Source organism: Streptomyces sp. NBC_00306, assembly GCF_036169555.1.
GTDB classification, from domain to species: Bacteria; Actinomycetota; Actinomycetes; order Streptomycetales; family Streptomycetaceae; genus Streptomyces; species Streptomyces achmelvichensis.
In genome coordinates, this window is record NZ_CP108032.1 from 5225167 (window position 1) to 5247932 (window position 22766).

The 22766-nt window shown below is 71.3% G+C and carries 22 protein-coding genes; 11 read left to right on the plus strand and 11 right to left on the minus strand.

The genetic code is table 11. The features are described from left to right. Positions 1-145: 145 nt before the first annotated feature. On the plus strand, positions 146-499 hold the full coding sequence (locus tag OHA05_RS23435) for a WhiB family transcriptional regulator (protein WP_313944347.1): 354 nt from the start codon (positions 146-148) through the stop codon (positions 497-499). 186 nt (positions 500-685) lie between these two features. Here the strand turns inward: OHA05_RS23435 and glpX are convergent, their stop codons facing one another. Then, positions 686-1717 carry a class II fructose-bisphosphatase gene (gene glpX, locus OHA05_RS23440; protein WP_313944346.1) on the minus strand — a complete coding sequence of 344 codons (1032 nt, stop codon included), beginning with the start codon at positions 1715-1717 and terminating at the stop codon, positions 686-688. A 133-nt stretch (positions 1718-1850) separates the two neighbouring features. Here glpX and OHA05_RS23445 point away from each other — a divergent pair, with 133 nt between their 5' ends. Continuing rightward, positions 1851-2387, plus strand: a complete 537-nt coding sequence (locus tag OHA05_RS23445; RefSeq protein ID WP_391840785.1) for a DUF4245 domain-containing protein — start codon at positions 1851-1853, stop codon at positions 2385-2387. 138 nt (positions 2388-2525) lie between these two features. Here the strand turns inward: OHA05_RS23445 and OHA05_RS23450 are convergent, their stop codons facing one another. From OHA05_RS23450 to OHA05_RS23465, 4 genes are all read right to left on the minus strand, one after another. Next, positions 2526-3116, minus strand: a complete 591-nt coding sequence (locus tag OHA05_RS23450; protein ID WP_313944344.1) for a malonic semialdehyde reductase — start codon at positions 3114-3116, stop codon at positions 2526-2528. A 126-nt stretch (positions 3117-3242) separates the two neighbouring features. Continuing rightward, a complete protein-coding gene (locus tag OHA05_RS23455) occupies positions 3243-3482 on the minus strand; it encodes an exodeoxyribonuclease VII small subunit (protein WP_313944343.1) in 240 nt (79 codons plus the stop codon). A 29-nt stretch (positions 3483-3511) separates the two neighbouring features. Continuing rightward, positions 3512-4720: an exodeoxyribonuclease VII large subunit gene (gene xseA / locus OHA05_RS23460; RefSeq protein ID WP_313944342.1), complete on the minus strand. Its 1209-nt coding sequence runs from the start codon at positions 4718-4720 to the stop codon at positions 3512-3514. 39 nt (positions 4721-4759) lie between these two features. Beyond that, positions 4760-6070, minus strand: a complete 1311-nt coding sequence (locus OHA05_RS23465) for an APC family permease (protein WP_328863446.1) — start codon at positions 6068-6070, stop codon at positions 4760-4762. Between the two features lie 223 nt (positions 6071-6293). On the opposite strand from OHA05_RS23465, the gene OHA05_RS23470 reads away from it, so the two are divergent. Together OHA05_RS23470 and ppgK are read left to right on the plus strand one after the other, a co-directional pair. Further along, positions 6294-7298 carry a 4-hydroxy-3-methylbut-2-enyl diphosphate reductase gene (locus tag OHA05_RS23470; protein ID WP_384437415.1) on the plus strand — a complete coding sequence of 335 codons (1005 nt, stop codon included), beginning with the start codon at positions 6294-6296 and terminating at the stop codon, positions 7296-7298. Positions 7299-7328: 30 nt separating this feature from the next. Next, positions 7329-8069 (plus strand): polyphosphate--glucose phosphotransferase, encoded by a 741-nt coding sequence (gene ppgK / locus OHA05_RS23475; RefSeq protein WP_313944340.1) that lies wholly within the window; start codon positions 7329-7331, stop codon positions 8067-8069. Positions 8070-8115: 46 nt separating this feature from the next. On the opposite strand, the gene OHA05_RS23480 is transcribed toward ppgK, so the two are convergent. After that, on the minus strand, positions 8116-8688 hold the full coding sequence (locus OHA05_RS23480; protein WP_328861631.1) for a DUF6542 domain-containing protein: 573 nt from the start codon (positions 8686-8688) through the stop codon (positions 8116-8118). A 184-nt stretch (positions 8689-8872) separates the two neighbouring features. On the opposite strand from OHA05_RS23480, the gene ychF reads away from it, so the two are divergent. After that, positions 8873-9961, plus strand: a complete 1089-nt coding sequence (gene ychF / locus OHA05_RS23485; protein ID WP_313944338.1) for a redox-regulated ATPase YchF — start codon at positions 8873-8875, stop codon at positions 9959-9961. Between the two features lie 93 nt (positions 9962-10054). Here ychF and OHA05_RS23490 read toward each other — a convergent pair whose 3' ends face one another. Next, complete coding sequence (locus tag OHA05_RS23490; RefSeq protein WP_328861632.1) at positions 10055-10636, minus strand: Uma2 family endonuclease; 582 nt, start codon at positions 10634-10636, stop codon at positions 10055-10057. Positions 10637-10725: 89 nt separating this feature from the next. On the opposite strand from OHA05_RS23490, the gene OHA05_RS23495 reads away from it, so the two are divergent. Further along, complete coding sequence (locus tag OHA05_RS23495; RefSeq protein WP_328861633.1) at positions 10726-12894, plus strand: DEAD/DEAH box helicase; 2169 nt, start codon at positions 10726-10728, stop codon at positions 12892-12894. Positions 12895-13048: 154 nt separating this feature from the next. Here OHA05_RS23495 and OHA05_RS23500 read toward each other — a convergent pair whose 3' ends face one another. The 3 genes from OHA05_RS23500 to OHA05_RS23510 all read right to left on the minus strand — a co-directional run bounded on the left by OHA05_RS23500 (position 13049) and on the right by OHA05_RS23510 (position 14306). Beyond that, the gene (locus OHA05_RS23500) at positions 13049-13378 is read right to left on the minus strand and encodes a DUF4326 domain-containing protein (RefSeq protein ID WP_328861634.1); all 330 of its coding nucleotides are present in this window, start codon (positions 13376-13378) and stop codon (positions 13049-13051) included. Between the two features lie 18 nt (positions 13379-13396). Next, positions 13397-13936, minus strand: coding sequence for a PaaI family thioesterase (locus OHA05_RS23505; RefSeq protein ID WP_328861635.1), 540 nt, complete (start codon positions 13934-13936; stop codon positions 13397-13399). Between the two features lie 73 nt (positions 13937-14009). After that, positions 14010-14306, minus strand: a complete 297-nt coding sequence (locus OHA05_RS23510; RefSeq protein WP_328861636.1) for a putative quinol monooxygenase — start codon at positions 14304-14306, stop codon at positions 14010-14012. 118 nt (positions 14307-14424) lie between these two features. Between OHA05_RS23510 and OHA05_RS23515 the strand changes: the two genes are divergently transcribed. From OHA05_RS23515 to OHA05_RS23525, 3 genes are all read left to right on the plus strand, one after another. After that, a complete protein-coding gene (locus OHA05_RS23515) occupies positions 14425-15384 on the plus strand; it encodes a GlxA family transcriptional regulator (RefSeq protein ID WP_328861637.1) in 960 nt (319 codons plus the stop codon). A 129-nt stretch (positions 15385-15513) separates the two neighbouring features. Beyond that, complete coding sequence (locus tag OHA05_RS23520) at positions 15514-16677, plus strand: thiolase family protein (protein ID WP_328863447.1); 1164 nt, start codon at positions 15514-15516, stop codon at positions 16675-16677. Positions 16678-16764: 87 nt separating this feature from the next. Then, a complete protein-coding gene (locus OHA05_RS23525; RefSeq protein ID WP_313944331.1) occupies positions 16765-17214 on the plus strand; it encodes a winged helix-turn-helix transcriptional regulator in 450 nt (149 codons plus the stop codon). 198 nt (positions 17215-17412) lie between these two features. Here the strand turns inward: OHA05_RS23525 and OHA05_RS23530 are convergent, their stop codons facing one another. Beyond that, positions 17413-19980: a glycosyl hydrolase family 95 catalytic domain-containing protein gene (locus OHA05_RS23530; RefSeq protein WP_328861638.1), complete on the minus strand. Its 2568-nt coding sequence runs from the start codon at positions 19978-19980 to the stop codon at positions 17413-17415. Positions 19981-20062: 82 nt separating this feature from the next. Here OHA05_RS23530 and OHA05_RS23535 point away from each other — a divergent pair, with 82 nt between their 5' ends. Further along, the gene (locus tag OHA05_RS23535; RefSeq protein ID WP_328861639.1) at positions 20063-20548 is read left to right on the plus strand and encodes a cupin domain-containing protein; all 486 of its coding nucleotides are present in this window, start codon (positions 20063-20065) and stop codon (positions 20546-20548) included. Positions 20549-20998: 450 nt separating this feature from the next. Further along, entirely contained in the window at positions 20999-22573 is a 1575-nt protein-coding gene (locus tag OHA05_RS23540; protein ID WP_328861640.1) for a S8 family peptidase, read from the plus strand. The last annotated feature ends 193 nt before the right edge of the window (positions 22574-22766 follow it).

The following is a 22766-nucleotide window of genomic DNA, read 5'->3' on the forward strand; positions in this document are numbered from 1 at the left end:
CCTCGTGGGCGGTTTTCGGCCACGCACGCCGCTGCGCCGTTCCGCGCCTCCTCAGCGCGGTACCACGCAGTGAATAGGAGTGCGTACAGCGGGTAGGGAGTGCTGCATCGTCTCTCGCTCGCGAAGCCGTCGTCAGGAGTAGACCGTGCTGCAGCTGCCTTACCAGTCCTTGCAGGTCACCGCCGTTCCGGCCCAGCGAGCACCCGCCAGGTCGGATCAGGACGGTCCCTGGCACGCGGAGGCGGTGTGCCGTCGGGACGAGGCCGGGCTGTTCTTCGCCCCGTCGAAGGAGCCGACCGCCGCGCGGCTGTCGCGCGAGGAGGCCGCGAAGCGGGTCTGCGCCCGCTGTCCGGTGATGGTCGAGTGCCGGGAGCACGCGCTGCTCCAGCCCGAGCCGTACGGCGTGTGGGGCGGCCTCACCGCGGCGGAGCGCCGGGTGGTGCTGGCCAGGCGCAGGCGGCGCGAGGTCGAGGTCAAGAAGTCGCAGTCCGCGGCCTGAGACGACGCGGACAGACGAAGGACAGACGAAAAGGGGCGCCCCCGCACATGGGGCGCCCCTTTCGTGTCCGCTCTGTCGTACCGCCGCTTCGTCGTACCGCCGCGGTGTGCCGCGCGACCGGTCCGGGCCCCGCGGCGCATCCTCACCGCGCCGGGCGCACCGCGTCCGGGCCGACTGCGCTGCGGCTCACTGCGCCCGGTCGAAGTCCACCTGGCTGTACGCGCGCAGCTTCGAGAGCCGGTGCGTGGAGTCGATCTGGCGGATCGTGCCCGACTTGGAGCGCATCACCAGGGACTGCGTCGTGGCCGTCTCCGAGCGGTAGCGCACGCCGCGCAGCAGTTCGCCGTCGGTGATACCGGTGGCGACGAAGAAGACGTTGTCCCCGCTGACCAGGTCGGTGGTGTGCAGCACCCGGTCCAGGTCGTGGCCCGCGTCGAGCGCCCGCTGCCGCTCGGCGTCGTCCTTCGGCCACAGCTTGCCCTGGATCGTGCCGCCGAGGCACTTGATCGCACAGGCCGAGATGATGCCCTCGGGGGTGCCGCCGATGCCCATGAGCATGTCGACGCCGGTGCCCTCGCGAACGGCCATCACCGAGCCGGCGACATCGCCGTCCGAGATGAACTTGATCCGGGCGCCGGTCTCGCGGATCTCCTTGACGATGCCCTCGTGGCGGGGGCGGTCCAGGATGACGACCGTGACGTCCTCGGGCGCGGAGTGCTTCGCCTTGGCGACGCGGCGGATGTTCACCGAGACGGGCGCGTTGATGTCCACGAAGTCCGCGGCCTCGGGGCCGGTGACCAGCTTGTCCATGTAGAAGACCGCGGACGGATCGAACATGGTGCCGCGGTCGGCGGCGGCGAGTACGGCGATGGCGTTGGGCATGCCCTTGGCGTTGAGCGTGGTGCCGTCGATCGGGTCGACGGCGATGTCGACCTCGGCACCGGTCCCGTCGCCGACGCGCTCTCCGTTGAAGAGCATGGGGGCTTCGTCCTTCTCGCCCTCACCGATGACGACGATGCCGTTCATCGAGACGGTGGAGACGAGGGTCCGCATGGCCTTGACGGCCGCTCCGTCGGCGCCGATCTTGTCGCCGCGGCCGACCCACCTGCCCGCGGCCATGGCGGCGGCCTCGGTGACCCGGACGAGCTCCAGGGCCAGGTTGCGGTCGGGAGCCTCGGGAGAGACCTCGAGCTGGGACGGCAGACTGTTGTCGGTCATCGGAGCGCACCTTTCTGTACGACGACGGCCGGAATAGAGGGTGCTGCGACTCTATCGGTACGTCGACAAAATGAGCAGTGGGGGCCACGTTTGAGCACGCACCCTTGATGCGACCATGGGGGGCGTGGCAGGTATGCGAGGCAGACAGACGGTGCGCGACATGGTGCTGTCGATGGCGGTGATCGGAGCCGTCGTCGCGGTGATCTATGTGTTCATTCCGCACGACGACAAAGCGGATCCGGTCAAGGCGGTCGACTACCGGGTCGAATTGCTGACGGCACGGCGAGCGGCACCCTATCCGGTGGCCGCGCCCCAGGGCCTGCCGAAGGAGTGGAAGCCGACCTCGGTGACGTACGCGCGGACCTCCGCCGACGCCTGGCACCTCGGGTTCCTCGACCCGGACGGCGAGTACGTCGCGGTGGAGCAGTCGACCGAGCCCGCCCGCAAGTACGTGGCGAAGGTCAGCCAGCGCGCCGAGCGGACCGAGAAGACCCAGCAGGTGAACGGCGTGACCTGGCAGCGCTGGGAGGGTGCGAAGTACGACGCCCTGGTGCGCGAGGACAAGGGCTCGACGACCGTGGTGACCGGAACGGCGTCCATGGCGCGGCTGGCGGAGATGGCCGCGGCACTGGAGGCCGAGAAGGCGCCGGCGCCGTCCGCGACGCCCTGAGGCGGAAGCTGCCGCGCGGGACCCCCGGTTTCCCGCGGCACGGCCTCTGACGGTGGACCCGTCCTGAGGGGGAGACAGACATGCCGAAGGCCGCCGCACCCTCGAGGGTGCGGCGGCCTTCGGCTGTGCCCTGTGCGGTCAGACGGTCGTCACGACGTCCTCGTACGCCAGCCGCGGCGAGCGCGGGAAGCTCGCGTTCTCGCCGGGCTTGCCGATGTTCACGACCATCAGCGGCGTGTGGTCGCCGTCCAGGAACTCCTTCTGGACGCCCGCCGGGTCGAAGCCCGTCATGGGGCCGGCGGCCAGACCGGCGGCGCGGACGCCGACGATGAAGTACGCGGCCTGGAGGGCGGCGTTGAGACCGGCTGCCTGCTCACGGACCGGGCGCTCGGAGAAGAAGGCGTCCTTGGCCTGCGGGAAGTGCGGGAACAGGGTCGGCAGCTCCTCGTGGAACTCGTTGTCCGCGGCGAGGATCGCGACGAGCGGGGCGGTGGCGGTCTTCGGCCGGTTGCCCTCGGACATGTGGTCCACCAGGCGCTCGCGGGCCTCTTCGGAGCGGACCAGGACGACACGCAGCGGGCTCTGGTTGAAGGCCGTGGGGCCGAACTTGACCAGGTCGTAGATCGCCTGGATCTGCTCCTCGGTCACCGGCTCGTCGGTGAACGTGTTGGCCGTGCGGGCCTCACGGAACAGCAGATCCTGGGCGGCGGAGTCGAGAACGAGAGTCATGCTGGTCGAACCTTCCGGTGGTGCAGGGTGTGCTCGGTACGCGGGGGTCAACCCTGCCCCGGTTGATTAAATTTCAACTACATGGCGATCGTGATCCGACTCACACTCCGCACGCCGCTGACCTGCTCAGTCGTCGGATTCGGCGGTGCCGTCCCCGTCCTCGCCTCCGGACAGAGCCGCGTCCAGACGGGCGCGGGCGCCCTCCAGCCAGTGGCGGCAGACCTTGGCCAGCTCCTCGCCGCGCTCCCACAGCGCCAGCGACTCCTCGAGCGTCGTACCGCCGGCCTCCAGGCGGCGCACGACCTCGATCAGCTCGTCCCGCGCCTGCTCGTAGCCGAGCGTGCTCTCTTCCGTCTTGGCTGCCATGCCGCCCACCCTATTCGCCCCGTTCGTACTCACTCGGACACCCGTACCGCGAACTCGCCCTCGAAGACCCGCGCCCGCAGTTCCTCGCCCGCCGCCACATCGTCCGGCGAGCTGACGACCGCCCCGTCCGTGCGCTGGAGCACCGCGTACCCGCGCTCCATGGTCGCCGCCGGCGACAGCGACAGCACCCGCGCGCGGGTGTGCGACAGCTCGGACTCCGCGCGGTCCAGCAGATGCCCGAGCACCCGCCGGCTGCGGGCGACCAGCGCGTCCACCTCGGCTTCGCGTTCCTCCACCATCCGCTGCGGATGCTCCATCACCGGACGGGCCAGCGCGTGCGCCAGACCCCGTTCCTCGCGGTCGAGCACGGCCTGCACCGTCCGCAGCGCGCGGTCCCGCAGATGCCGCACCCGCTCCAGCTCCTCGCCGACGTCCGGTACGACCTTCTTCGCCGCGTCCGTCGGCGTGGACGCCCGCAGGTCCGCCACCAGGTCCAGCAGCGGCGAGTCCGGCTCGTGGCCGATCGCCGACACCACCGGCGTACGGCACTCGGAGACGGCGCGCACCAGCTGCTCGTCCGAGAACGGCAGCAGGTCCTCCACGCTGCCGCCGCCGCGCGCCACGATGATCACGTCCACGTCCGGGAGGCCGTCCAGCTCCTTGACCGCCTGGACCACCTGGGAGACCGCGTGCACGCCCTGCACGGCCACATTGCGCACCTCGAAGCGGACCGCCGGCCAGCGACGGCGGGCGTTCTCCAGGACGTCGCGCTCCGCCGCGGACGCCCGGCCGACCACCAGGCCCACCCGGTGCGGCAGAAACGGCAGCGGCCGCTTGCGCTCCAGAGCGAACAGCCCCTCGGCGCCCAGCGTCCGCTTCAGCTGCTCCAGCCGCGCCAGCAGCTCGCCGATGCCCACCGGCCGTATCTCCACGGCACGCAGCGACAGCTGCCCGCGCGGTGCGTACCACTCGGGCTTGGCGTGGACCACGACCCGGGCGCCCTCCGCCACGACGTCCGCGACGGCGTCGAAGACCTGCCGGAAGCAGGTCACGCTCACCGAGATGTCGTACGAGGGATCACGCAGGGTCAGAAAGACGACCCCCGCGCCCGGCCGCCGCGACAGCTGGGTGATCTGCCCCTCCACCCAGACCGCGCCGAGCCGGTCGATCCACCCGCCGATCAGCCGGGACACCTCACCGACCGGCAGGGGCGCGTCCGCTGACGTGTTGAGAGCCATACGGGCGAGCGTATCGGCCGCGTACGACAACACCTCCCGTCATGGCCGACGGCGGGACTCCACGCCGGGCAAGGGCGTGCGCGGGCGCCTCCACTGGACCGCCAGCACCACCAGCCCCACCCCCAGCCAGACGGCGCCCACCAGTTGCGCCGAGCCGGCCGCCTCGGCGATCACCAGCAGCAGCACGGCGGTGCCGACCACCGGCACCACCACATGCCGCAGCCAGTCCGGGCGGCCCTCCGCCCGGCGCACCACGAACCAGCCGACGACACTCGCGTGCAGCAGCACGAACGCCGTGAGCGCCCCGATGTCGACCACCGACACCAGCTGGTCCAGGCCGTTGTCGAGCCGTGCCGCCCACACCGCCGCGGCCATCGTCACCGCGGCCGCCAGCAGCAGGGCGACCCGCGGCACGCCCGCGTCGGTGCGCGACAGGATGTGCGGCAGCCGCCGGTCCCGGCCCATCGCGAACAGCAGCCGGCCGGCCGCCGCCTGCGCGGCCAGTGCCGCGAACGCCGCGCCGATCGCCTTGCTCAGCGCCACCAGATCGTGCAGCCAGGTACCCACCGAGGCGTCCACCGCGTCGTAGAACGCCGAGCCCTGCGCCGCCGGATCGGCGGCCAGTTCGGCCGACGACACCGGTTCCAGCAGTGCGGCGAGATAGGTCTGCGCCACGAACAGGAAACCCGCGAGGCCCAGGCAGATCAGCACCGCCCTGGCCACCTTCCGCGATCCGCCGGTGACCTCCTCCGCGAACGAGGCGATCGCGTCGAACCCCAGATACGACAGCACCGCGACCGAGACCGCGCTGAGCACCGCCGTCATCGAGAAGCCCGCGTCCCCGGTGAACGGCGACAGCCAGCCGCGCTGCGCTCCGTCCCGGGCGAGCACCACCACCGCGGACACCGCGAAGACCAGCAGGACGACGATCTCCATCGCCAGCACCGCGAAGCCCACCCGGGCCGCCGCCCGTACACCCCACAGATTGAGGAGCGTGGTCACCACGACCGCGATCCCCGTCCACACCCACCGGTCCACCTCGGGGATCAGCGCCTCCAGCGCGATCCCCGAGAAGAGATAGGCGACCGCCGGGATCAGCAGATAGTCGAGCATCGCCATCCACCCGGCGACGAAGCCCGGCCCCTCGCCGAGCCCCTTGCGGGCGTAGGTGAAGACCGAACCGGCCTGCGGGGCGACCCGCACCATCTGCGCGTAACTCGATGCGGTGAACGCCATGGCGATCGTGGCCACGACATAGACGAGCGCCACCGCGCCGTCCGACTTCGCGTCCAGGGTGCCGAAGATCCCGACGGGTGCCATGGGCGCGATGAACAGCAGCCCGTAGACCATGAGGTCACGGAATCCGAGACTGCGCCGCAGACCTGAGCCCGCGTCGCCCTTGCCGTGCCCGCCGTCCCTGCCGTCCGGACCGCTGTCCCCGTCGTCCGGACCGCTGTTCCCGCCGCCCGGCCGGGACCTGTCCGCCGCGGCCATCCCGCCCTCCGTCCGTCGCGTACCGTTCATCAGTCTTCCCCCGGGCGGTGATCTCCCGCCTCTTCTGGGCGGCCTTACGATGGGGGGCATGACTGCTACGCCTCCTGCCCGCCGCGTCCTCCTCGCCGCTCCTCGTGGCTACTGCGCGGGCGTGGACCGCGCCGTGATCGCTGTTGAGAAGGCCCTTGAGCAGTACGGCTCGCCGATCTACGTCCGCCACGAGATCGTCCACAACAAGTACGTCGTGCAGACCCTCGAGAAGAAGGGCGCGATCTTCGTCGAGGAGACGGCCGAGGTCCCCGAGGGATCGATCGTCATGTTCTCCGCGCACGGCGTCGCCCCGGTCGTCCACGACGAGGCGGCGGAACGCAAGCTCGCCACCATCGACGCGACCTGCCCGCTGGTCACCAAGGTCCACAAGGAAGCGGTCCGCTTCGCGAACGACGACTACGACATCCTGCTCATCGGCCACGACGGCCATGAGGAGGTCATCGGCACCTCCGGCGAGGCCCCCGACCACATCACCCTGGTCGACGGCCCGGACGATGTCGCGAACGTCGAGGTGCGCGACGAGTCCAAGGTCGTCTGGCTCTCCCAGACCACGCTGTCCGTCGACGAGACGATGGAGACGGTGGACAAGCTGAAGGAGAAGTTCCCGCAGCTGATCTCCCCGCCCAGCGACGACATCTGCTACGCGACGCAGAACCGTCAGATCGCGGTCAAGCAGATGGGCGCCGAGGCCGACCTGGTCATCGTGGTCGGCTCGAAGAACTCCTCGAACTCCGTCCGGCTCGTCGAGGTGGCCCTCGGCGCCGGCGCACGGGACGCCCACCTGGTCGACTTCGCCGACGAGATCGACGAGGCCTGGCTGGAGGGCGTCGCCACCGTCGGCGTCACCTCGGGCGCGTCCGTGCCCGACGTGCTGGTCGAGGGCGTGCTGGAGTGGCTGTCGCAGCGCGGCTTCGAGGACGTCGAGATCGTGAAGGCGGCCGAGGAGTCCATCACCTTCTCGCTGCCCAAGGAACTGCGGCGCGATCTGCGCGCGGAGGCCGCGAAGCTGGCGGGTCGGGCGTCCGGGGAGTAACCGACGGGCCCTGCCCGTAACGTTGTGTCCATGAACGTGTTCGGAGTGGACATCGGCGGATCGGGCATCAAGGGCGCTCCCGTGGATCTGGAGCGCGGTGACCTGGCGCAGGAACGACATAAGGTGCTGACCCCGCATCCGGCGACGCCGGATGCGGTGGCGGACGGCGTCGCCGAAGTGGTGCGTCATTTCGACTGGTCGGGCCCGGTGGGCGTGACCTTCCCCGGCGTGGTGACGAGTGGCGTCACCCGCACCGCGGCCAACGTGGACAAGGGCTGGATCGACGTGGACGCGGCCGGACTGCTCAATGAGCGTCTCGGCGGTGTCGGCGTGACCCTGCTGAACGACGCGGACGCGGCGGGCGTGGCGGAGATGACCTTCGGCGCGGGCCGGGGCCGCAAGGGCGTCGTCATGCTGCTGACCTTCGGTACCGGCATCGGCAGCGCACTCTTCGTCGACGGCCGGCTCGTGCCCAACACCGAGCTCGGCCATCTGGAGCTGCACGGTCACGAGGCGGAGAAGCGCGCGTCGACGAAGGTCAAGGACGACGAGGACCTGAGCTGGCCCCACTGGGCGCACCGGGTCCAGAAGTACCTGGCCCATGTGGAGATGCTGTTCTCGCCCGAGCTGTTCATCATCGGCGGCGGCGTCAGCCGCAAGGCCGACAAGTTCGTGCCGCTGATCGAGGGGATCAGGGCGGAGATCGTTCCGGCGGAGCTGCAGAACAACGCGGGCATCGTGGGCGCGGCGATGGCGTCGGCGAGCAAGTGACGCCGCGCCTGTCCTGCTGAGAGCGGCTCTAGCGGCTCTAGCGGCTCTAGCGGCGGGGCGGGGGTGCGGGCCTGGTGCGGCGCTTGCGTCGTGACATCGCCCGCACCTTGCGTACGCAGGTGATCAGCCCGGCGACGAGCGTTCCGCCGTACAGCCAGCCTGCGTGCACCGCGAGCGAGGTGACGACCGCCATGATCTGGCCGCCGACCCCGCCCTCACCGCCCGAGATCGGCACGATCCCGGTGGCGAAGGCGATGGGCACACTGATCGGGGCGGTGACCAGGTCCGCCTCGCGCACCCAGAGCGCGGTCAGCGCACACACGGGCAGGAACAGCACCCCGTACACCACGGCGGAACCGTCGAACAGCAGCCAGACCAGTGAGCCGAGCACCAGCATGGTGGCGGACGCGAAGAGCCCGCCACCGATACCCGTCAGCCGGGGGTTGGGCAGTCTGCGCAGGGCGAGGACCACGGGAGGCACGTTCCGTGCCGGCCGCGTCGGCCGTACCCCGTACACGGCGGGGCCGTCCGCGACCTGCGGGGAGAGGGGCCCGGGAGGCGAAAGGGGTGCCTGCGGGCGCTGCCGGGGCCGGGGGTTGCTCGTCCTGTGCTGCTCCACCCGACCAACGTAGGTTGCGAGTGGGGAGGAATCAGGCACAGGACACGCCCTTTGGGTGACCTTGGCGAAGAGTTCGACTCCCGGCACCCGTCGCTGTGCGGCCGGGGCCGCCCGTAAACTGGGGGATCGGCCCACCATCGGGCCGGGCGCCCATCGCCAGTCCTCACTTCAGGAAGTCGCCAACGTGTCGCTCACGATCGGAATCGTCGGCCTGCCGAATGTCGGCAAGTCGACCCTGTTCAACGCCCTGACCAAGAACGACGTGCTGGCGGCCAACTACCCGTTCGCCACGATCGAGCCGAACGTCGGCGTGGTCGGCGTCCCCGACCCGCGCCTGACCAAGCTGGCGGAGATCTTCTCCTCCCAGCGGGTCCTCCCGGCGACGGTGGACTTCGTCGACATCGCCGGCATCGTGCGCGGCGCGAGCGAGGGCGAGGGCCTGGGCAACAAGTTTCTGGCGAACATCCGGGAGTCCGACGCGATCTGCCAGGTCATCCGCGCCTTCAAGGACGAGAATGTCGTTCACGTCGACGGCAAGGTCTCGCCGAAGGACGACATCGAGACGATCAACACCGAGCTGATCCTGGCCGACCTGCAGACCATCGAGAAGGTCCTGCCGCGCCTGCAGAAGGAATCGCGGATCAAGAAGGACATCGCGCCGAAGGTCAAGGCGGTCGAGGAGGCCAAGGAGATCCTGGAGAAGGGCGACACGCTCTTCTCGGCGGGCATCGTCCAGGGCTCCGGCAACGAGGAGCTCCTGCACGACCTGCACCTCCTCACCACCAAGCCGTTCCTCTACGTCTTCAACGTCGACGAGGACGAGCTGACGGACGACACGTTCAAGGCGGAGCAGAGCGCGCTGGTCGCCCCGGCGGAGGCGATCTTCCTCAACGCGAAGCTGGAGTCGGACCTCGCGGAACTCGACGACGAGGAGGCGCTCGAACTCCTCCAGTCGGTGGGCCAGGAGGAGCCGGGCCTGGCGACACTGGCACACGTCGGCTTCCGGACGCTGGGCCTCCAGACGTACCTGACGGCGGGCCCGAAGGAGTCCCGCGCCTGGACGATCAAGAAGGGCGCGACGGCCCCGGAGGCGGCGGGTGTGATCCACACCGACTTCCAGAAGGGCTTCATCAAGGCGGAGGTCATCTCGTTCGAGGACCTGGTCGAGACGGGCTCGGTCGCGGACGCGCGCGCGAAGGGGAAGGCGCGGATGGAGGGCAAGGAGTATGTGATGCAGGACGGGGACGTGGTGGAGTTCCGCTTCAACGTGTAGCGGGCGCCTTGTCGCCAGGCTGACACGCCAACAGGCAGGTCGGAAGGGGTCGACCCCTCCGGGGGTCGGCCCCTCCCCACTGACCAGGACGCGTCAGTGGGGACGACCCGGCGTCAGCTTGTCGAGGTCGAGCGTGATCTCGAACGGCACGGTCCGGCGGAGGTACCCGCGCACGATTCCGGCCGGCGCGTAGGCGCCGGTCGGGCGGTCGAGTTCATAGATATGGACGAGGGGCCAGCCGTCCTCGTCCTCGACGCACCAGTAGTGCGGAATGCCTGCCTCCGCATATTTCCGGAGCTTGACCGTGCGATCGCGGTGCGCGGACTCGGGAGAGACGACCTCGACGACGAGCCGGACGTCCTCGGGAGCGAACCAGGTGCGGTCCGGATCGTAGGAGGCGGTGGTCACCACGATGTCCGGCTCGGGACGGTTACGGACGTCGAGGCGGATCGTCATCTCTCGTTCGACTTCCACGCCGTCGGGAGCCTGGGACGTGAGGGCCACGGTCAGGGCGGTGACAAGGCGACCGTGCCAGGCGCGCTGCGGCGACATCATGAAGACGAGGGCTCCGTCGATCAGCTCGGTGTGGCGGGGGGCCTCGGGGAGGCGGTCCAAGTCCTCCGCGAACCAGCCTTCCGCGCGGGGCGGGCGCATCCAGTCGGGCAGTGCGGTCATGGCTTCACGGTAGCGGTTTCCGGGCTTTTGGCTCCGCTCCCGTGGAAAGATGCCGGCCACGCAGTGGCAGAAACGCACCGAGGGGCGGCATGGCAGTGAGTGCGGGGTCCGTACCGGGTGGGCGGCGGGCGCGGGAGGTGCTCGGCGGTGGGGCCGCGCTGCATCGGGCCGCGCTAGGGGTCCTCGCGGATCATCGGCGGGCCGTCGAGGCCGTCCGGGCCGCCCTCGCTCCGTTGCACGACGAACTGGCCGGCCGCGAGCTCGCGGCGATACCCGTCGCGCGGCTCAAGGACGTCACCGAGGGGCGGCTGAGGCTCGGCGTCATCGAGGCGGCCGGGTACCGCTTCGTGGGGGACGTGCTGGCCGCCGACCGGTACCGGCTGCGGCAGATCCCCGGGGTCGGGCAGCAGACGGCCGATCAGGCGCTCGCCGCCGCCCGGCAGATCGCCGAGGCCGTCGGGGAGACCGTCGCCGTCCGTATCGATGTCGACAACCCCGAGCCCCGCACCTCCGCGCTCGTCGTCGCCCTGCACCGGCTCGTCGAGGCCGGCCCCGATGCGCGCCGGGCCGTCGACGCCGCCGAGGCGCTGGACCGACGGCTCGGGCCGCTGCTCGTGGAGGCCGCGCCGGCCGGTGGGCGGCTGCGGATGTGGATCGCCGGGCAGGAGAGGCGGGAGAGGGTCCACGCCGCGGTCGCCGAGATCCTGGCGGTGACCGAGGAGGCCGGGAGCCACGACGTACCCGTACTGCTCGGGCAGGCCTCCGTCGACCTGCTGCGTGCTCCCGCCGACGACGTCGAGGCCTGGGTCGACTTCGAGCTGCGCTCGGCCGAGTACTACAGCCTGCTGGCCGAGATCGCGGGCCGCGGTCCCGACCTCGCGGCGGCGGAGGGGTTCCTGCCCGGTGAGGTGGCCGAGCGGGTGCGCGCGCAGCCGCTCGACGACACCCTCCGCCGGGTCTCGTTGCGCGGCTACCAGTCCTTCGGCGCGCGCTTCGTGCTGGCCCAGCGGCGCGTCGTCCTCGGTGACGAGATGGGCCTCGGCAAGACCATCCAGGCCATCGCCGCCCTGGCGCACCTCGCCGCGACCGGGCAGAGCCACTTCATGGTGGTGTGCCCCGCGAGCGTGCTGATCAACTGGACGCGCGAGGTCTCGGCGCGCAGCGCCCTGCGGGCGATTCCGCTCCACGGTCCGGACCGGCAGGAGGCGTTCGCGGAGTGGAAGGACGGCGGCGGTGTCGCCGTCACGACGTACGACGCCCTGCGCGGCTTCCCCGTCCCCGGTGCCGGGGAGCTGGGCATGCTGGTCGTCGACGAGGCGCATTACGTGAAGAACCCGGAGGCCCGGCGGTCGAGAACGGTCGCCGAGTGGGCCGCGCAGTGCGAGCGGGTCCTCTTTCTCACGGGGACACCCATGGAGAACCGGGTCGCGGAGTTCCGCAGTCTCGTACGCCACCTCCAGCCCGAACTGGCCCCCGAGATCGGGGGAGTCGAGGGTGCCGTCGGCTCGCGTGCGTTCCGCAGGGCGGTGGCGCCGTGCTATCTGCGGCGCAACCAGGAGGATGTGCTCACCGAGTTGCCCAGCCTGCTGCACACGGACGAGTGGGAGGAGCTCAGCGCGGCGGATCTGGACGCCTACGCGGAGGCCGTGGACGCGGGCAACTTCATGGCGATGCGCCGGGCGGCGTACGTCCACGCGGAGAAGTCGGCGAAGCTCCAGCGGCTGCGCGAGCTGGTGGCCGAGGCGGCGGACAACGGGCTGAAGGTACTGGTCTTCTCCTACTTCCGCGATGTGCTGGAGACGGTGGGGAAGGCCCTGGGGCCGCAGGCGTACGGCCCGATCTCCGGCAGCGTGGCGCCCGGGCGGCGCCAGAACATCGTGGACGAGTTCAGTGCGGTGGCCGGGCATGCCGTGCTCCTCGCCCAGATCGAGGCCGGCGGGGTCGGGCTCAATCTTCAGGCGGCCTCCGTCGTGATCATCTGCGAGCCGCAGATCAAGCCGACCATCGAGCACCAGGCGGTGGCGCGCGCGCACCGGATGGGGCAGGTACGCGCCGTGCAGGTGCACCGGCTGCTCGCCACGAGCGGGGTGGACAAGCGGATGTTGGAGATCCTGGAGAACAAGTCACGGCTGTTCGACGCGTATGCGCGCCGCAGTGATGTCGCGGAGGCCACCCCCGACGCGATCGACATCTCGGACGGGTCGCTGGCCCGGCAGATCGTCGAGGAGGAACAGCGACGACTCGCGGCTCGGGGCTGAGTCCTCGGGGAGGGGCGAGGGGCGGGGAGGTGGTGCGCCGGTCCGCCGGCACCTCACCGCCCACCGCCGCCACCGTCACGCTCGCCGGCACCTCACCGCCCACCGCCGCCACCGTCACGCTCGCCGGCACCTCACCGCCCACCGCCCGCCGCCGTCACGCCCCGCCCTCCTCGCCGTACCCCGCGTCCGCCAGTTCCGCCACCACCTCCGCATGGCAGCGCTCCGGCACGCACCAGCAGCCGAGCCGGCGGCCCCGCAGCTCGGGAAGCATCGCCAACAGGTCGGGCCGGGACAGCAGATGGGCCCGGTACATCTCCACCACCTCCTCGCGGGTGCCGTCCTTCCCCGGCCGGTACGGGCTCGCCAGCGGGGATCCGGCGAGGTGCCAGCCCCCGCGGTGCATGGGCCGGCCGACATAGACGACGTCCGCGTAGCCGGGGTCGTCGCGACGGCCCTTGAGATTGACGACGGTCGTTGCGGTCATGGAGTGGATCCTCCGGCGTCAGGACGTTCCCTGCCAGGCGAACACGGCGCAGGTCGTCGTCGCGTGTGCGTACAGCTTGCCGCTGTCGGCCCCGGTCACCCGTGCCTCGGCGGTCGCCGTCGTGCGGCCCACGTGGATCACCGTTCCCTCGCAGCGCAGCCGCTCGGTGTCGGCGAACACCGGGCGCACCAGATTCACCCCCAACTGCACCGTCGTGTAGGCGCGTCCGGCCGCCAGGGTGGTCATCACGGCGCAGCCGAGGGCCGAGTCGAGCAGCGTCGCGAGGTAGCCGCCGTGGACCGAGCCCATCGGGTTGAGCAGGTGCTCGCCGGTTTCGCCTTCGAACACGGCGCGGCCCTCGGCTGCCTCGACGAGTCGGAAGCCGAGCGTGCCGCAGATCGGCGGCTGCGGCAGTCCGCCGTCGATGGTGAGGCGGAGCAGTTCGAGCCCGGTCAGCCGGCCCGCTGCCTCGTAGCTCGTGGGCAGGGACCAGGTGTGGGTACGGCTCCGGGGCTCGGTGAACTCCACCCTCTCGGGCAGGCTCGTCAGCTCGGGCATGGGGGATCTCCTCGGTGGACGGGGTGATGGGGCCCGCGGGCCGCCGGGAAACGGCCCGCGGGCGGTTCATGGGTCAGGGGAGCTTGACGGCCAGCAGGTCGACGGGCCGGATGTCCGGTGGCGAAGCGAGCATCGTCCCCGCGGCCTCCGTCAGCGCGGCGGCGATACGGCCGCGCAGATGGCCCGTCCGCCCCTCCTCGTTCTCGAAGGTGTCGAAGACCCCGAAGACCGTCTCGCTCTCCTTGAACGCGAACCAGGTGACGGTGTGGTCCTCCGCGCGGGCGAGCCGCAGGGCGTCGCCCAGCATCGCCTCGACCTGGCCGGCGTACTCCGGCCGCGCCTCGATTCTGGCCAGCAGTCCGATGTTCATCGTGTGTCGCTCCGTCGCGTCGTGGTGGGCGTCCCGTCCAGCGGGACATCCGCAAACCTAGGGTCGCGACCCGGCCGCTCCCAGTGGCGTGAACGACGCATCCGATACCGTTTCCGCCATGGATGTTGCGGTGCTCGTCTACGACGGCGTGTTCGATTCCGGGCTCTCGGCGGTGCTCGATGTGATCGAGGGGGCCAACGCGATGCGGGGCGAGCTTCCGCAGCCGCCGCCCGCCTGGCAGGTCACGACGGTCGGCTTCCGGCGGCGCATCCGTACGGGCGCGGGCCACGTCGTGACCACGGCGCCCGCAGCCCGGGCCGAGGGAGCCGGCCTGCTGATCGTGCCCGCGCTCGCGGAACGCCGCCCGGAGGCGCTGCTCGATCATGTCGGCGGCCCGGACTCGGCTGCCGTACGACGCCTCGTGTCCGATGCGCGTGACCGGGGGACGCCGGTCGCGTCCGCGTGTACGGGGACGTTCCTGCTCGCCGAATCGGGCGTACTCGACGGGCGCCGGGCGACGACCAGCTGGTGGCTGGCGCCGGTCTTCCGCAAGCGCTACCCGGCGGTGACGCTCGACGAGACGCGGATGGTCACCACATCGGACGGTGTGACGACGGCGGGCGCGGCGTTCGGGCACGTCGATCTGGCGCTCGCGGTCGTCCGGATGGGCAGCCCCGTCCTCGCGGACCTCGTGGCCCGCTACCTCGTCGTCGACGAGCGGCCCTCCCAGTCGGCGTACACCATCCCGAGCGCGCTGGCCCAGAGCGATCCGGTGGTCGCCGCCTTCGAACGGTGGGTGAGGGTGCATCTCGACGGCCCGGTGAACGTCGCCGAGGCCGCGCACTCCCTGGGTGTCAGCGAGCGCACCCTCCAGCGGACCGTGCGCCGGGTGCTCGGGACCTCGCCGGTGCGCTTCGTGCAGGACCTGCGGGTCGAGCGGGCCTCGCATCTGCTGCGGACGACCGATCTGTCCCTGGACTCCATCGCGCGGAAGGTCGGCTACGAGCACGCCAACACCCTGCGGATCCTGCTGCGCGAGCGCACCGGCAGCACGGCGGCGACGCTGCGAGGCCGCTGAAACGCCTGCGCAGGAGTCGGTTGGGATTGACAACTCTCTCGGCACGGATGCATCGTCGCATGGTGGGTTGTGAATTCCAACCCACTGGTGCGGCCCACCGGGGTGGGCGGCAGGATCGCGGGAGGCACAGTGCGGGACGCGGTGATCGTCGAAGCTGTTCGGACGCCGGTCGGCAGGGGAAAGCCGGGAGGGGCGCTGCACGACGAACCCCCCGTCGACCTGCTCGCCAGGACGCTCCTCGCGCTGGTGGAGCGCACCGGGATCGACCCCGGTCTGGTGGACGACGTCATCGGCGGATGCGTGACCCAGGTGGGCGACCAAGCCGTCAACATCACCCGGAAAGCGGTGCTCGCCGCCGGGTTCCCCGAGAGCGTCCCCGGCATGACCGTGGACCGTCAGTGCGGCTCCTCCCAGCAGGCCGCGCACATCGCGGCGCAAGGTGTGATCAGCGGGGCCTACGACATCGCCATCGCCTGTGGGGTCGAGTCGATGTCGCGGGTGCCGATGGGCTCCAACGTGCTGCCGGGCAGCGACCCGTACGGGCGACGGCTCGCCGAGCGCTACCCGGACGGCCTCGTCGGACAGGGCATCAGCGCCGAGTTGATCGCCGCGCGCTGGAAGATCTCCCGCGAGGAGATGGACGCCTTCGCGCTGGAGTCCCACCGCAGGGCCGCGGCCGCCTGGGAGTCGGGGGAGTTCGACCGCGAGGTCGCCTGGGCCGGGCAGCGGGACGAATCCGTACGGCCGGGGACCTCGGCGCAGGCGCTGGCCGGTCTGCGGTCGGCGTACCACGACGGCCCGACCGGCGAGCGCTTCCCCGAGATCGGCTGGCAGATCACGGCGGGCAACAGCTCACCGGTGAACGACGGCGCGGCCGCGCTGCTGATCATGGGTGCGGATGTCGCGGAGCGGCTGGGTCTGCGCCCGCGCGCCCGCTTCCACTCCTTCGCCGTGGCCGGGGACGATCCGCTGCTGATGCTCACGGCGATCATGCCCGCCAGTGAGAAGGTCCTCGCCCGGGCCGGGCTGGGCATCGGGGACATCGACCTGTTCGAGGTGAACGAGGCGTTCGCGTCGGTGGTGCTGGCCTGGCAGCGGGAGACGGGCGTGGAGGCCGACCGGCTGAACGTGCGGGGCGGCGCCATCGCGATCGGGCATCCGCTGGGCGCCAGCGGCGCGCGCCTGATGACCACGCTGCTGCACAACCTGGAGGACCGCGGCGGGAGGTACGGGCTTCAGACCATGTGCGAGGCCGGCGGCCTCGCCAACGCCACCATCGTCGAACGCCTCTGAAGCGCCGGTGGGCGGCCCGTCCGAGGGCCGCCCACCACCGCTTCCACGGCGTCCGGCCGCACGGAGGGGCGGCCTAGAATGAACCGTATGCCGAAGAGCGCCGAGCCCAGGGAGTGCTCCATCGCGGATGCGCTCGACCTTGTCGGCGAGCGCTGGACACTGCTCGCCGTCCGCGAACTGACCCACGGTGTACGGCGCTTCGACCAGATCATCCGCAACACCGGGGCGTCCCGGGACATCCTCGCGGCCCGGCTGCGCAAGCTGGAGACGGCGGGGGCCGTGCGCCGGGAGCAGTACAGCGACCGGCCGGCGCGCTACGAGTACCACCTCACGCCCGCGGGGCAGGAGCTCGGGGACGTCCTCCTCACCCTGATGAAGTGGGGCGACCGGCACCTCAACGCCGGGGATCCGCCGCTGACGCTTCAGCACGCGTGCGGAGAGACGCTGGAGCCGGAGGTCGTCTGCGCCCACTGCGGACAGCCGGCCCGCCGCGGCCTGCACGCGCCCGCGGGCCGCGGAGCTCGGAAGCGGGACTGAGCGGGACTGAGCGGGACGGCGGTGGCCCGGGCGGGACCGGCAGGACGGGGCAGGTCGACCGGGACCGGCAGGACCGGGCAGGACGCGCGCGACCGGCAGGACGGCACTCGGGCATGACCGGCAGGACCGGGCATTGCCGGTGGTGCGGATCGGCCCGAGCGTTGCCGGTGGTGCGGCCTCGGCCCGGCCCCAATCGCCTCAGCCCCTGCGCCGCGCCGTCAACTCCCGTACGCCCGCCGGGTTCTCCGCGTCCTTCGAGCGCACCGTCACCCGGATGTGCCGCACCGCGGCGCCCGGCCTGAACGGCGCCCAGTGCACGGCGTCCTTCGACGCCTCGACGGTGTACGCGGCGGGGCGCACCTCGGTCCACCGCGGGGTCACCGACGCGAGCGCCGTCGAACGGCCGAGGTCCGCCATCAGCGTGCCGGTCGCGCCGTCCGGTACCCAGGCCGTTGCCGGACTGCCGTCCACCGCCGCTGCCGCATACATCCCGGGCTCCTCCGAGGACGCGGACGCCGTGACGCACCGGGCCGCGTTGTCCGTCGGTGCGAGGTCCGGGCGGCGCGTGGGCAGGGTGACCGAGTGTTTCAGCAGGACCGGTCCGGCGGGGGTGTGCAGCGTGAACGGCTCGCCCTGCGTCAGCCGTACCGTCGTCCGACGCGCGCCGAGTGCGATGTCGTACGTACGCCCCTGCCAGCGAAGGCCCCGCAGGGTGACACCGCTCGTTAGCTGCGGCGGCAGCGTCGGGGCGATCCGCACCCCGTCCTCCCGCAGCCGCAGGCCCGTGAGACCGTGCGTGAAGACCTGAAGGAAGCCGCCCTTCCCGGTGAGGAAGTCCTGTGCCGGCGAGCCCGCGAGCGGATCGTCCGCACCCGCCTTGTCGCCCCGGGCCTCGGCGAACGTGGCGAACGGGCCGCGGACGAACGGCCTGATCGAGCGCTGGAGATAGGTGTACGCCGAGCAGCCCGGCTCGCCGATCTCCGCCGCGTCGACGGCGTGGACCGAGTCGGTCATCGCGGGGCCGTCGGGGTCGGTGCGCTCCGCGTAGTAGTCGAGGGTGGCCGCGCCCGCGCCCTGCTCCATCGGCCATTCGAGCGGGTAGGTCAGCAGCACGGTGTCGGCCTGCTTGATCCGCGAGCCGTTGTAGCCGGCGTACTGGAGGAAGATCTTCCGCTCCGCGTCGTACGGAATGCGCAGACCGTCCGCCGTCCTCCGCCACTCCGGCGGCGCGCTCTCGCCGAGGAGCCGGGCGGCGCGGATCGCATGGCGCAGAGCGGTGGCCGCACCGGCGTTGGTGAACACCCCGTCGTCGACGCCGTTGCTGTACTCGTCGGGGCCGGCCACGTCCTTGACGGAGTAGCTGCCGTCCGGGTTGGCGGTGACGCGCGAGGCCCAGAACTCGGCGATGCCCTTCAGCAGCGGCCAGCCCCGCTCGCGCAGCCAGCCGCGGTCGCCGGTGGCCAGGTAGTACTGCCAGACGGCCAGCGAGACATCGCCCTGGAGGTGGTTCTGGGTGAGGCAGTGCGGCGGATTCCAGCTCTGGCACTCGGACCAGAGGGCGCCCTCCCCGCCGCTGGTCCAGGGGTAGAACAGGCCCTTGAAGCCGAGCTTGGCGGCGTTCTCGGCGGCTGCTTCTCGGGTGCGGTAGCGGTATTCGACGACCGGGCGTGCCAGCTCCGGGCGGGTGGCGAGCAGGCCCGGAAACATCCAGGTCTCCGCGTCCCAGAAGACCAGCCCCGCGTAATTGTCGCTCGTCAGACCGGTCGGGGCGAGGCTGTCGGAGGAACCTCGGCGAGAACTCGCCAGCAGGCCGTACTGCGCCGAGCGCAGCCAGGTCTGCAGCTCCGGCCGCCCGGGGGTGAGCACGTCCGCCGTCCACAGCGTCGACCAGGCCGCGGAGTTGGCGTCCATGAGCCGCTGCCAGCCGCGGTCGGCGGCCCGCCGCGCGGCGGCCCGTGCGGAGCGCCGGGGATCGGGCGAGGTGAGCGAGGTGTCCACGCCGACGTACTTCACGTACTCGCGGACGCCGCCGTGCCGCGTGCGGCGAAGGGCCGTGGCGACCGCGCCGTCCGTCGCCGTCCCGTCCGTGCGGAAGGTGTTCTCACCGGTGCGGGTGACCCGGCGGGCACCGCGCCAGTCGAGCCGGTCGGTGACCTCCGGCTCGCCGTCCCAGTGCGGCGTGAGCCGCAGCCGTACCGCCCCGGTGTGGGGATCGGACCGGTCGGTGACGACGTCGAGGACCAGATCGGTCGCCCGGCCGTCGGCGGTCGTCCAGGTCAGGGAAGTGCGCACGAGACCGCAGCGCCGGAAGACGGTCTGGCGGTAGCCGGAGATCCGCGAGGCCGGTCCGAAGGTCTCGTCGCCCACGCGTACGTCGAGCGTCGTCCAGGTGGGCAGGGCCGCGAGGACCTGACGGTCGGCCGTGGTGGCGGGGTTGTGCGCGTACAGACCGGCGGCGAAGGCACCGTCGTAGCGGGGCGTGAACAGCGGCCAGCCGGTCTTGGCCGCACTCTCGGCGTAGCCTGAACCGAGAGGCGGCACCCGGATGCCGAGGTAGCCGTTTCCGGTGTACGCGTGGTTGTCCCCGGCCGCCTCGGGCGTGGTGGACGTGGGTGCCCAGGCGGGATCGGTGTCGCTCTCGCAGGCCGCGGACGCGGGCCGCGCAGGCCCCGTGCCGGTCCCGGCGTGCGAGACGGCCGGGAAGGCCGTGGCGATCAGGGCGCTCGCGACCAGTGGTGCGAGGGGGGAGATCCGCGAGAGGGTCATCGCAGGACCCTATTTTTCGGACGGTCCCGAGCGGTGGAGGACGCGCTGGGCGACCGGTCGACCGTGAGGAGACGTGAGGGACATGTCGTACCCGGACCCGAAGTACCTGGGCGAGAAAGGCGAGATCTCCGCGACGTTCCGCCCCGTGGACACCGCTGCCGACGTGGTGTCCGGGAGCGGCAGCCGTACGCACTACCTCGCCACGGGCGCGGCCACCGGCGGTGAGTTCGGGCTCTACCGGATGGACATGGCGCCGAGGGGCGGCGGTCCGCGGACGCACTTCCACAAGTCGATCTCGGAGTCGTTCTTCGTCATCTCGGGGACGGTGCGGCTGTTCAACGGCGAGAGCTGGATCGACGGGACGGCCGGTGACTTCCTCTACGTCCCGCAGGGCGGACTGCACGCCTTCCGCAACGAGTCGGACGATCCTGCGTCGATGCTGATCCTGTTCACGCCGGGGGCGCCGCGCGAGGAGTACTTCGAGAAGGTAGCGGAGGTGGCGACCGAGTGGTCGCCGGAGGACCAGGCGGAGTTCTACCTCCGGCACGACACGTTCTGGACGGAATGAACCGGACGGGACTGCGGACGGAATGAACAGGCGGCAGGAACAGGCGAGCTGAACAGACGGCGTGAACAACCGGACTGAACAGCCCGACTGAACGGGCCCACTGAACGCACGATCGGGACAAGCTCGGGGGCGGGCCGAGGTGTCGCCCCGCCCGCCCCCGGTCCTGTGCGTCCGAGGCCACCGGGCTCGTGCCATAGGCCCGCCGCCCATCCCCTGTCACATGGCGCGCATATGAGGTCCGACGGCGTTGTGTGGCAGGCATGTGCCCCAACGGCGTTGTGTGGCGCGCGTGTTACGTCCCTCCGTGAACTCTTGTGGGGACTCCTGCGGGTCCGACAATCTTTCGCTCGGCAGGCGGCACATCGGCACAGGGGATTCAGCAGCCCGGTGATTGTCATGTGCCTGCCCGACCCCCACAGCAGCGCACCACCAATGAGGAGGACCCCTCACATGTCAGTGATGCGTCATTCGCGTCGAAGACTCGCCGCGGTCAGTGCGACAGCCGTCGCGGCACTCGCGTTCGGCACCGTCTCCGCCCTCCCGGCCGGTGCGGCCGAGCCGGCGCCGTCAGGTGTCATCCAGAACGCGGGCGCCCCCGGCGCCGTCAAGGGCAGCTACATCGTCACGCTGCGCGAATCCGCGGCCGACGCCGGCTCCACCGCCGGCAGGGCGCTCGCCGCCGGGTACGGCGCGAAGATCCGCAAGACCTACAGCGCCGCGCTGAACGGCTACTCCGTCCAGCTCTCCGAGGCGCAGGCCCGGAAGTTCGCCGTGGACCCGGCCGTTGAGTCCGTCGTACAGAACCGCGTCTTCAAGGCGACCGCCACCCAGCCCAACCCGCCGTCCTGGGGCCTGGACCGGATCGACCAGCGCGCTCTGCCGGTCAACCGGAGCTACACCTATCCGGACACCGCGGGTGAGGGAGTGACCGCGTACATCATCGACACCGGTGTACGGATCACCCACAGCGACTTCGGCGGCCGGGCGTCGTACGGCTTCGACGCCATCGACAACGACAACACCGCGCAGGACGGCAACGGCCACGGCACACACGTCGCCGGCACCGTCGCGGGTACCGCCCACGGTGTGGCCAAGAAGGCCAGGATCGTCGGCGTGCGCGTACTGGACAACAGCGGCTCGGGCACGACCGAGCAGGTCGTCGCCGGCATCGACTGGGTGACGCGCAACGCCGTCAAGCCGGCTGTCGCCAACCTGAGCCTGGGCGGCGGCGTCGACCCCGCCCTCGACACCGCGGTGCGCAACTCCATAGCCTCCGGCGTCACCTACGCCATCGCGGCGGGCAACGACGGTGCCAACGCCTCGAACTACTCGCCCGCACGCGTCACCGAGGCCATCACCGTCGGCTCCACCACCAGCACCGACGCGCGCTCCAGCTTCTCCAACTACGGCACGGTGCTGGACATCTTCGCGCCGGGCTCGTCCATCACCTCGTCCTGGAACACCGGTGACGCGGCGACGAACACCATCTCCGGCACCTCGATGGCCACACCGCATGTCGCCGGCGCGGCCGCGCTGTACCTCGCGGCCAACCGGACCGCGACCCCGGCCCAGGTCTCCACGGCCCTGACCACCGCCGCCACCAGCGGTGTGGTGGGCAGCCCGGGCACGGGTTCGCCGAACCGCCTGCTGTACGTGGGCGGCACCGACACCCCGCCCCCGGGGAAGAAGTTCGAGAACACCGCCGACTACACGATCAGCGACAACGCCACGGTCGAGTCGCCCGTCACGGTCAGCGGCGTCACCGGCAACGCGCCCGCGGCGCTGAGCGTTCCGGTCGACATCAAGCACACGTACATCGGTGACCTGCGCATCGACCTGGTCACACCCGACGGCACGGTCTACAACCTCAAGGCGTACGGCACGGGCGGCAGCGCGGACAACGTGATCACCACGTACACCGTGAACGCGTCGTCGGAGGTCGCCAACGGCACCTGGAAGCTCCGGGTCGGCGACAACGCCGCCCAGGACGTCGGCAAGATCGACTCGTGGGCGCTGCAGTTCTGACGCCGTGACGCCGGCACGCGCCGCGGTTGTGAGGCGGTGACGTTGCGACGCTCGTCCGACAGATCCGCAGTCCGGTACGACGGCCCCTGAGGGGCCGGCAGGGGCGGTCGCCACGGCGGCCGCCCCTTTCCGTCGCCCGCATTCCGTACGCCCTCCCGTGCCACGTATGATCCGCACGCCCGTTCGCACGGAC

What these genes read in the sequence shown, in the direction of transcription:
- glpX (WP_313944346.1), bottom strand. Translation starts at nt 1,717, where the DNA reads ATGACCGACAACAGTCTGCCGTCCCAGCTCGAGGTCTCTCCCGAGGCT.
- OHA05_RS23445 (WP_391840785.1), top strand. Translation starts at nt 1,851, where the DNA reads ATGCGAGGCAGACAGACGGTGCGCGACATGGTGCTGTCGATGGCGGTG.
- OHA05_RS23450 (WP_313944344.1), bottom strand. Translation starts at nt 3,116, where the DNA reads ATGACTCTCGTTCTCGACTCCGCCGCCCAGGATCTGCTGTTCCGTGAG.
- OHA05_RS23455 (WP_313944343.1), bottom strand. Translation starts at nt 3,482, where the DNA reads ATGGCAGCCAAGACGGAAGAGAGCACGCTCGGCTACGAGCAGGCGCGG.
- xseA (WP_313944342.1), bottom strand. Translation starts at nt 4,720, where the DNA reads ATGGCTCTCAACACGTCAGCGGACGCGCCCCTGCCGGTCGGTGAGGTG.
- OHA05_RS23465 (WP_328863446.1), bottom strand. Translation starts at nt 6,070, where the DNA reads ATGGTCTACGGGCTGCTGTTCATCGCGCCCATGGCACCCGTCGGGATC.
- OHA05_RS23470 (WP_384437415.1), top strand. Translation starts at nt 6,294, where the DNA reads ATGGGGGGCATGACTGCTACGCCTCCTGCCCGCCGCGTCCTCCTCGCC.
- ppgK (WP_313944340.1), top strand. Translation starts at nt 7,329, where the DNA reads ATGAACGTGTTCGGAGTGGACATCGGCGGATCGGGCATCAAGGGCGCT.
- OHA05_RS23490 (WP_328861632.1), bottom strand. Translation starts at nt 10,636, where the DNA reads ATGACCGCACTGCCCGACTGGATGCGCCCGCCCCGCGCGGAAGGCTGG.
- OHA05_RS23495 (WP_328861633.1), top strand. Translation starts at nt 10,726, where the DNA reads ATGGCAGTGAGTGCGGGGTCCGTACCGGGTGGGCGGCGGGCGCGGGAG.
- OHA05_RS23500 (WP_328861634.1), bottom strand. Translation starts at nt 13,378, where the DNA reads ATGACCGCAACGACCGTCGTCAATCTCAAGGGCCGTCGCGACGACCCC.
- OHA05_RS23505 (WP_328861635.1), bottom strand. Translation starts at nt 13,936, where the DNA reads ATGCCCGAGCTGACGAGCCTGCCCGAGAGGGTGGAGTTCACCGAGCCC.
- OHA05_RS23510 (WP_328861636.1), bottom strand. Translation starts at nt 14,306, where the DNA reads ATGAACATCGGACTGCTGGCCAGAATCGAGGCGCGGCCGGAGTACGCC.
- OHA05_RS23515 (WP_328861637.1), top strand. Translation starts at nt 14,425, where the DNA reads ATGGATGTTGCGGTGCTCGTCTACGACGGCGTGTTCGATTCCGGGCTC.
- OHA05_RS23525 (WP_313944331.1), top strand. Translation starts at nt 16,765, where the DNA reads ATGCCGAAGAGCGCCGAGCCCAGGGAGTGCTCCATCGCGGATGCGCTC.
- OHA05_RS23530 (WP_328861638.1), bottom strand. Translation starts at nt 19,980, where the DNA reads ATGACCCTCTCGCGGATCTCCCCCCTCGCACCACTGGTCGCGAGCGCC.
- OHA05_RS23535 (WP_328861639.1), top strand. Translation starts at nt 20,063, where the DNA reads ATGTCGTACCCGGACCCGAAGTACCTGGGCGAGAAAGGCGAGATCTCC.
- OHA05_RS23540 (WP_328861640.1), top strand. Translation starts at nt 20,999, where the DNA reads ATGTCAGTGATGCGTCATTCGCGTCGAAGACTCGCCGCGGTCAGTGCG.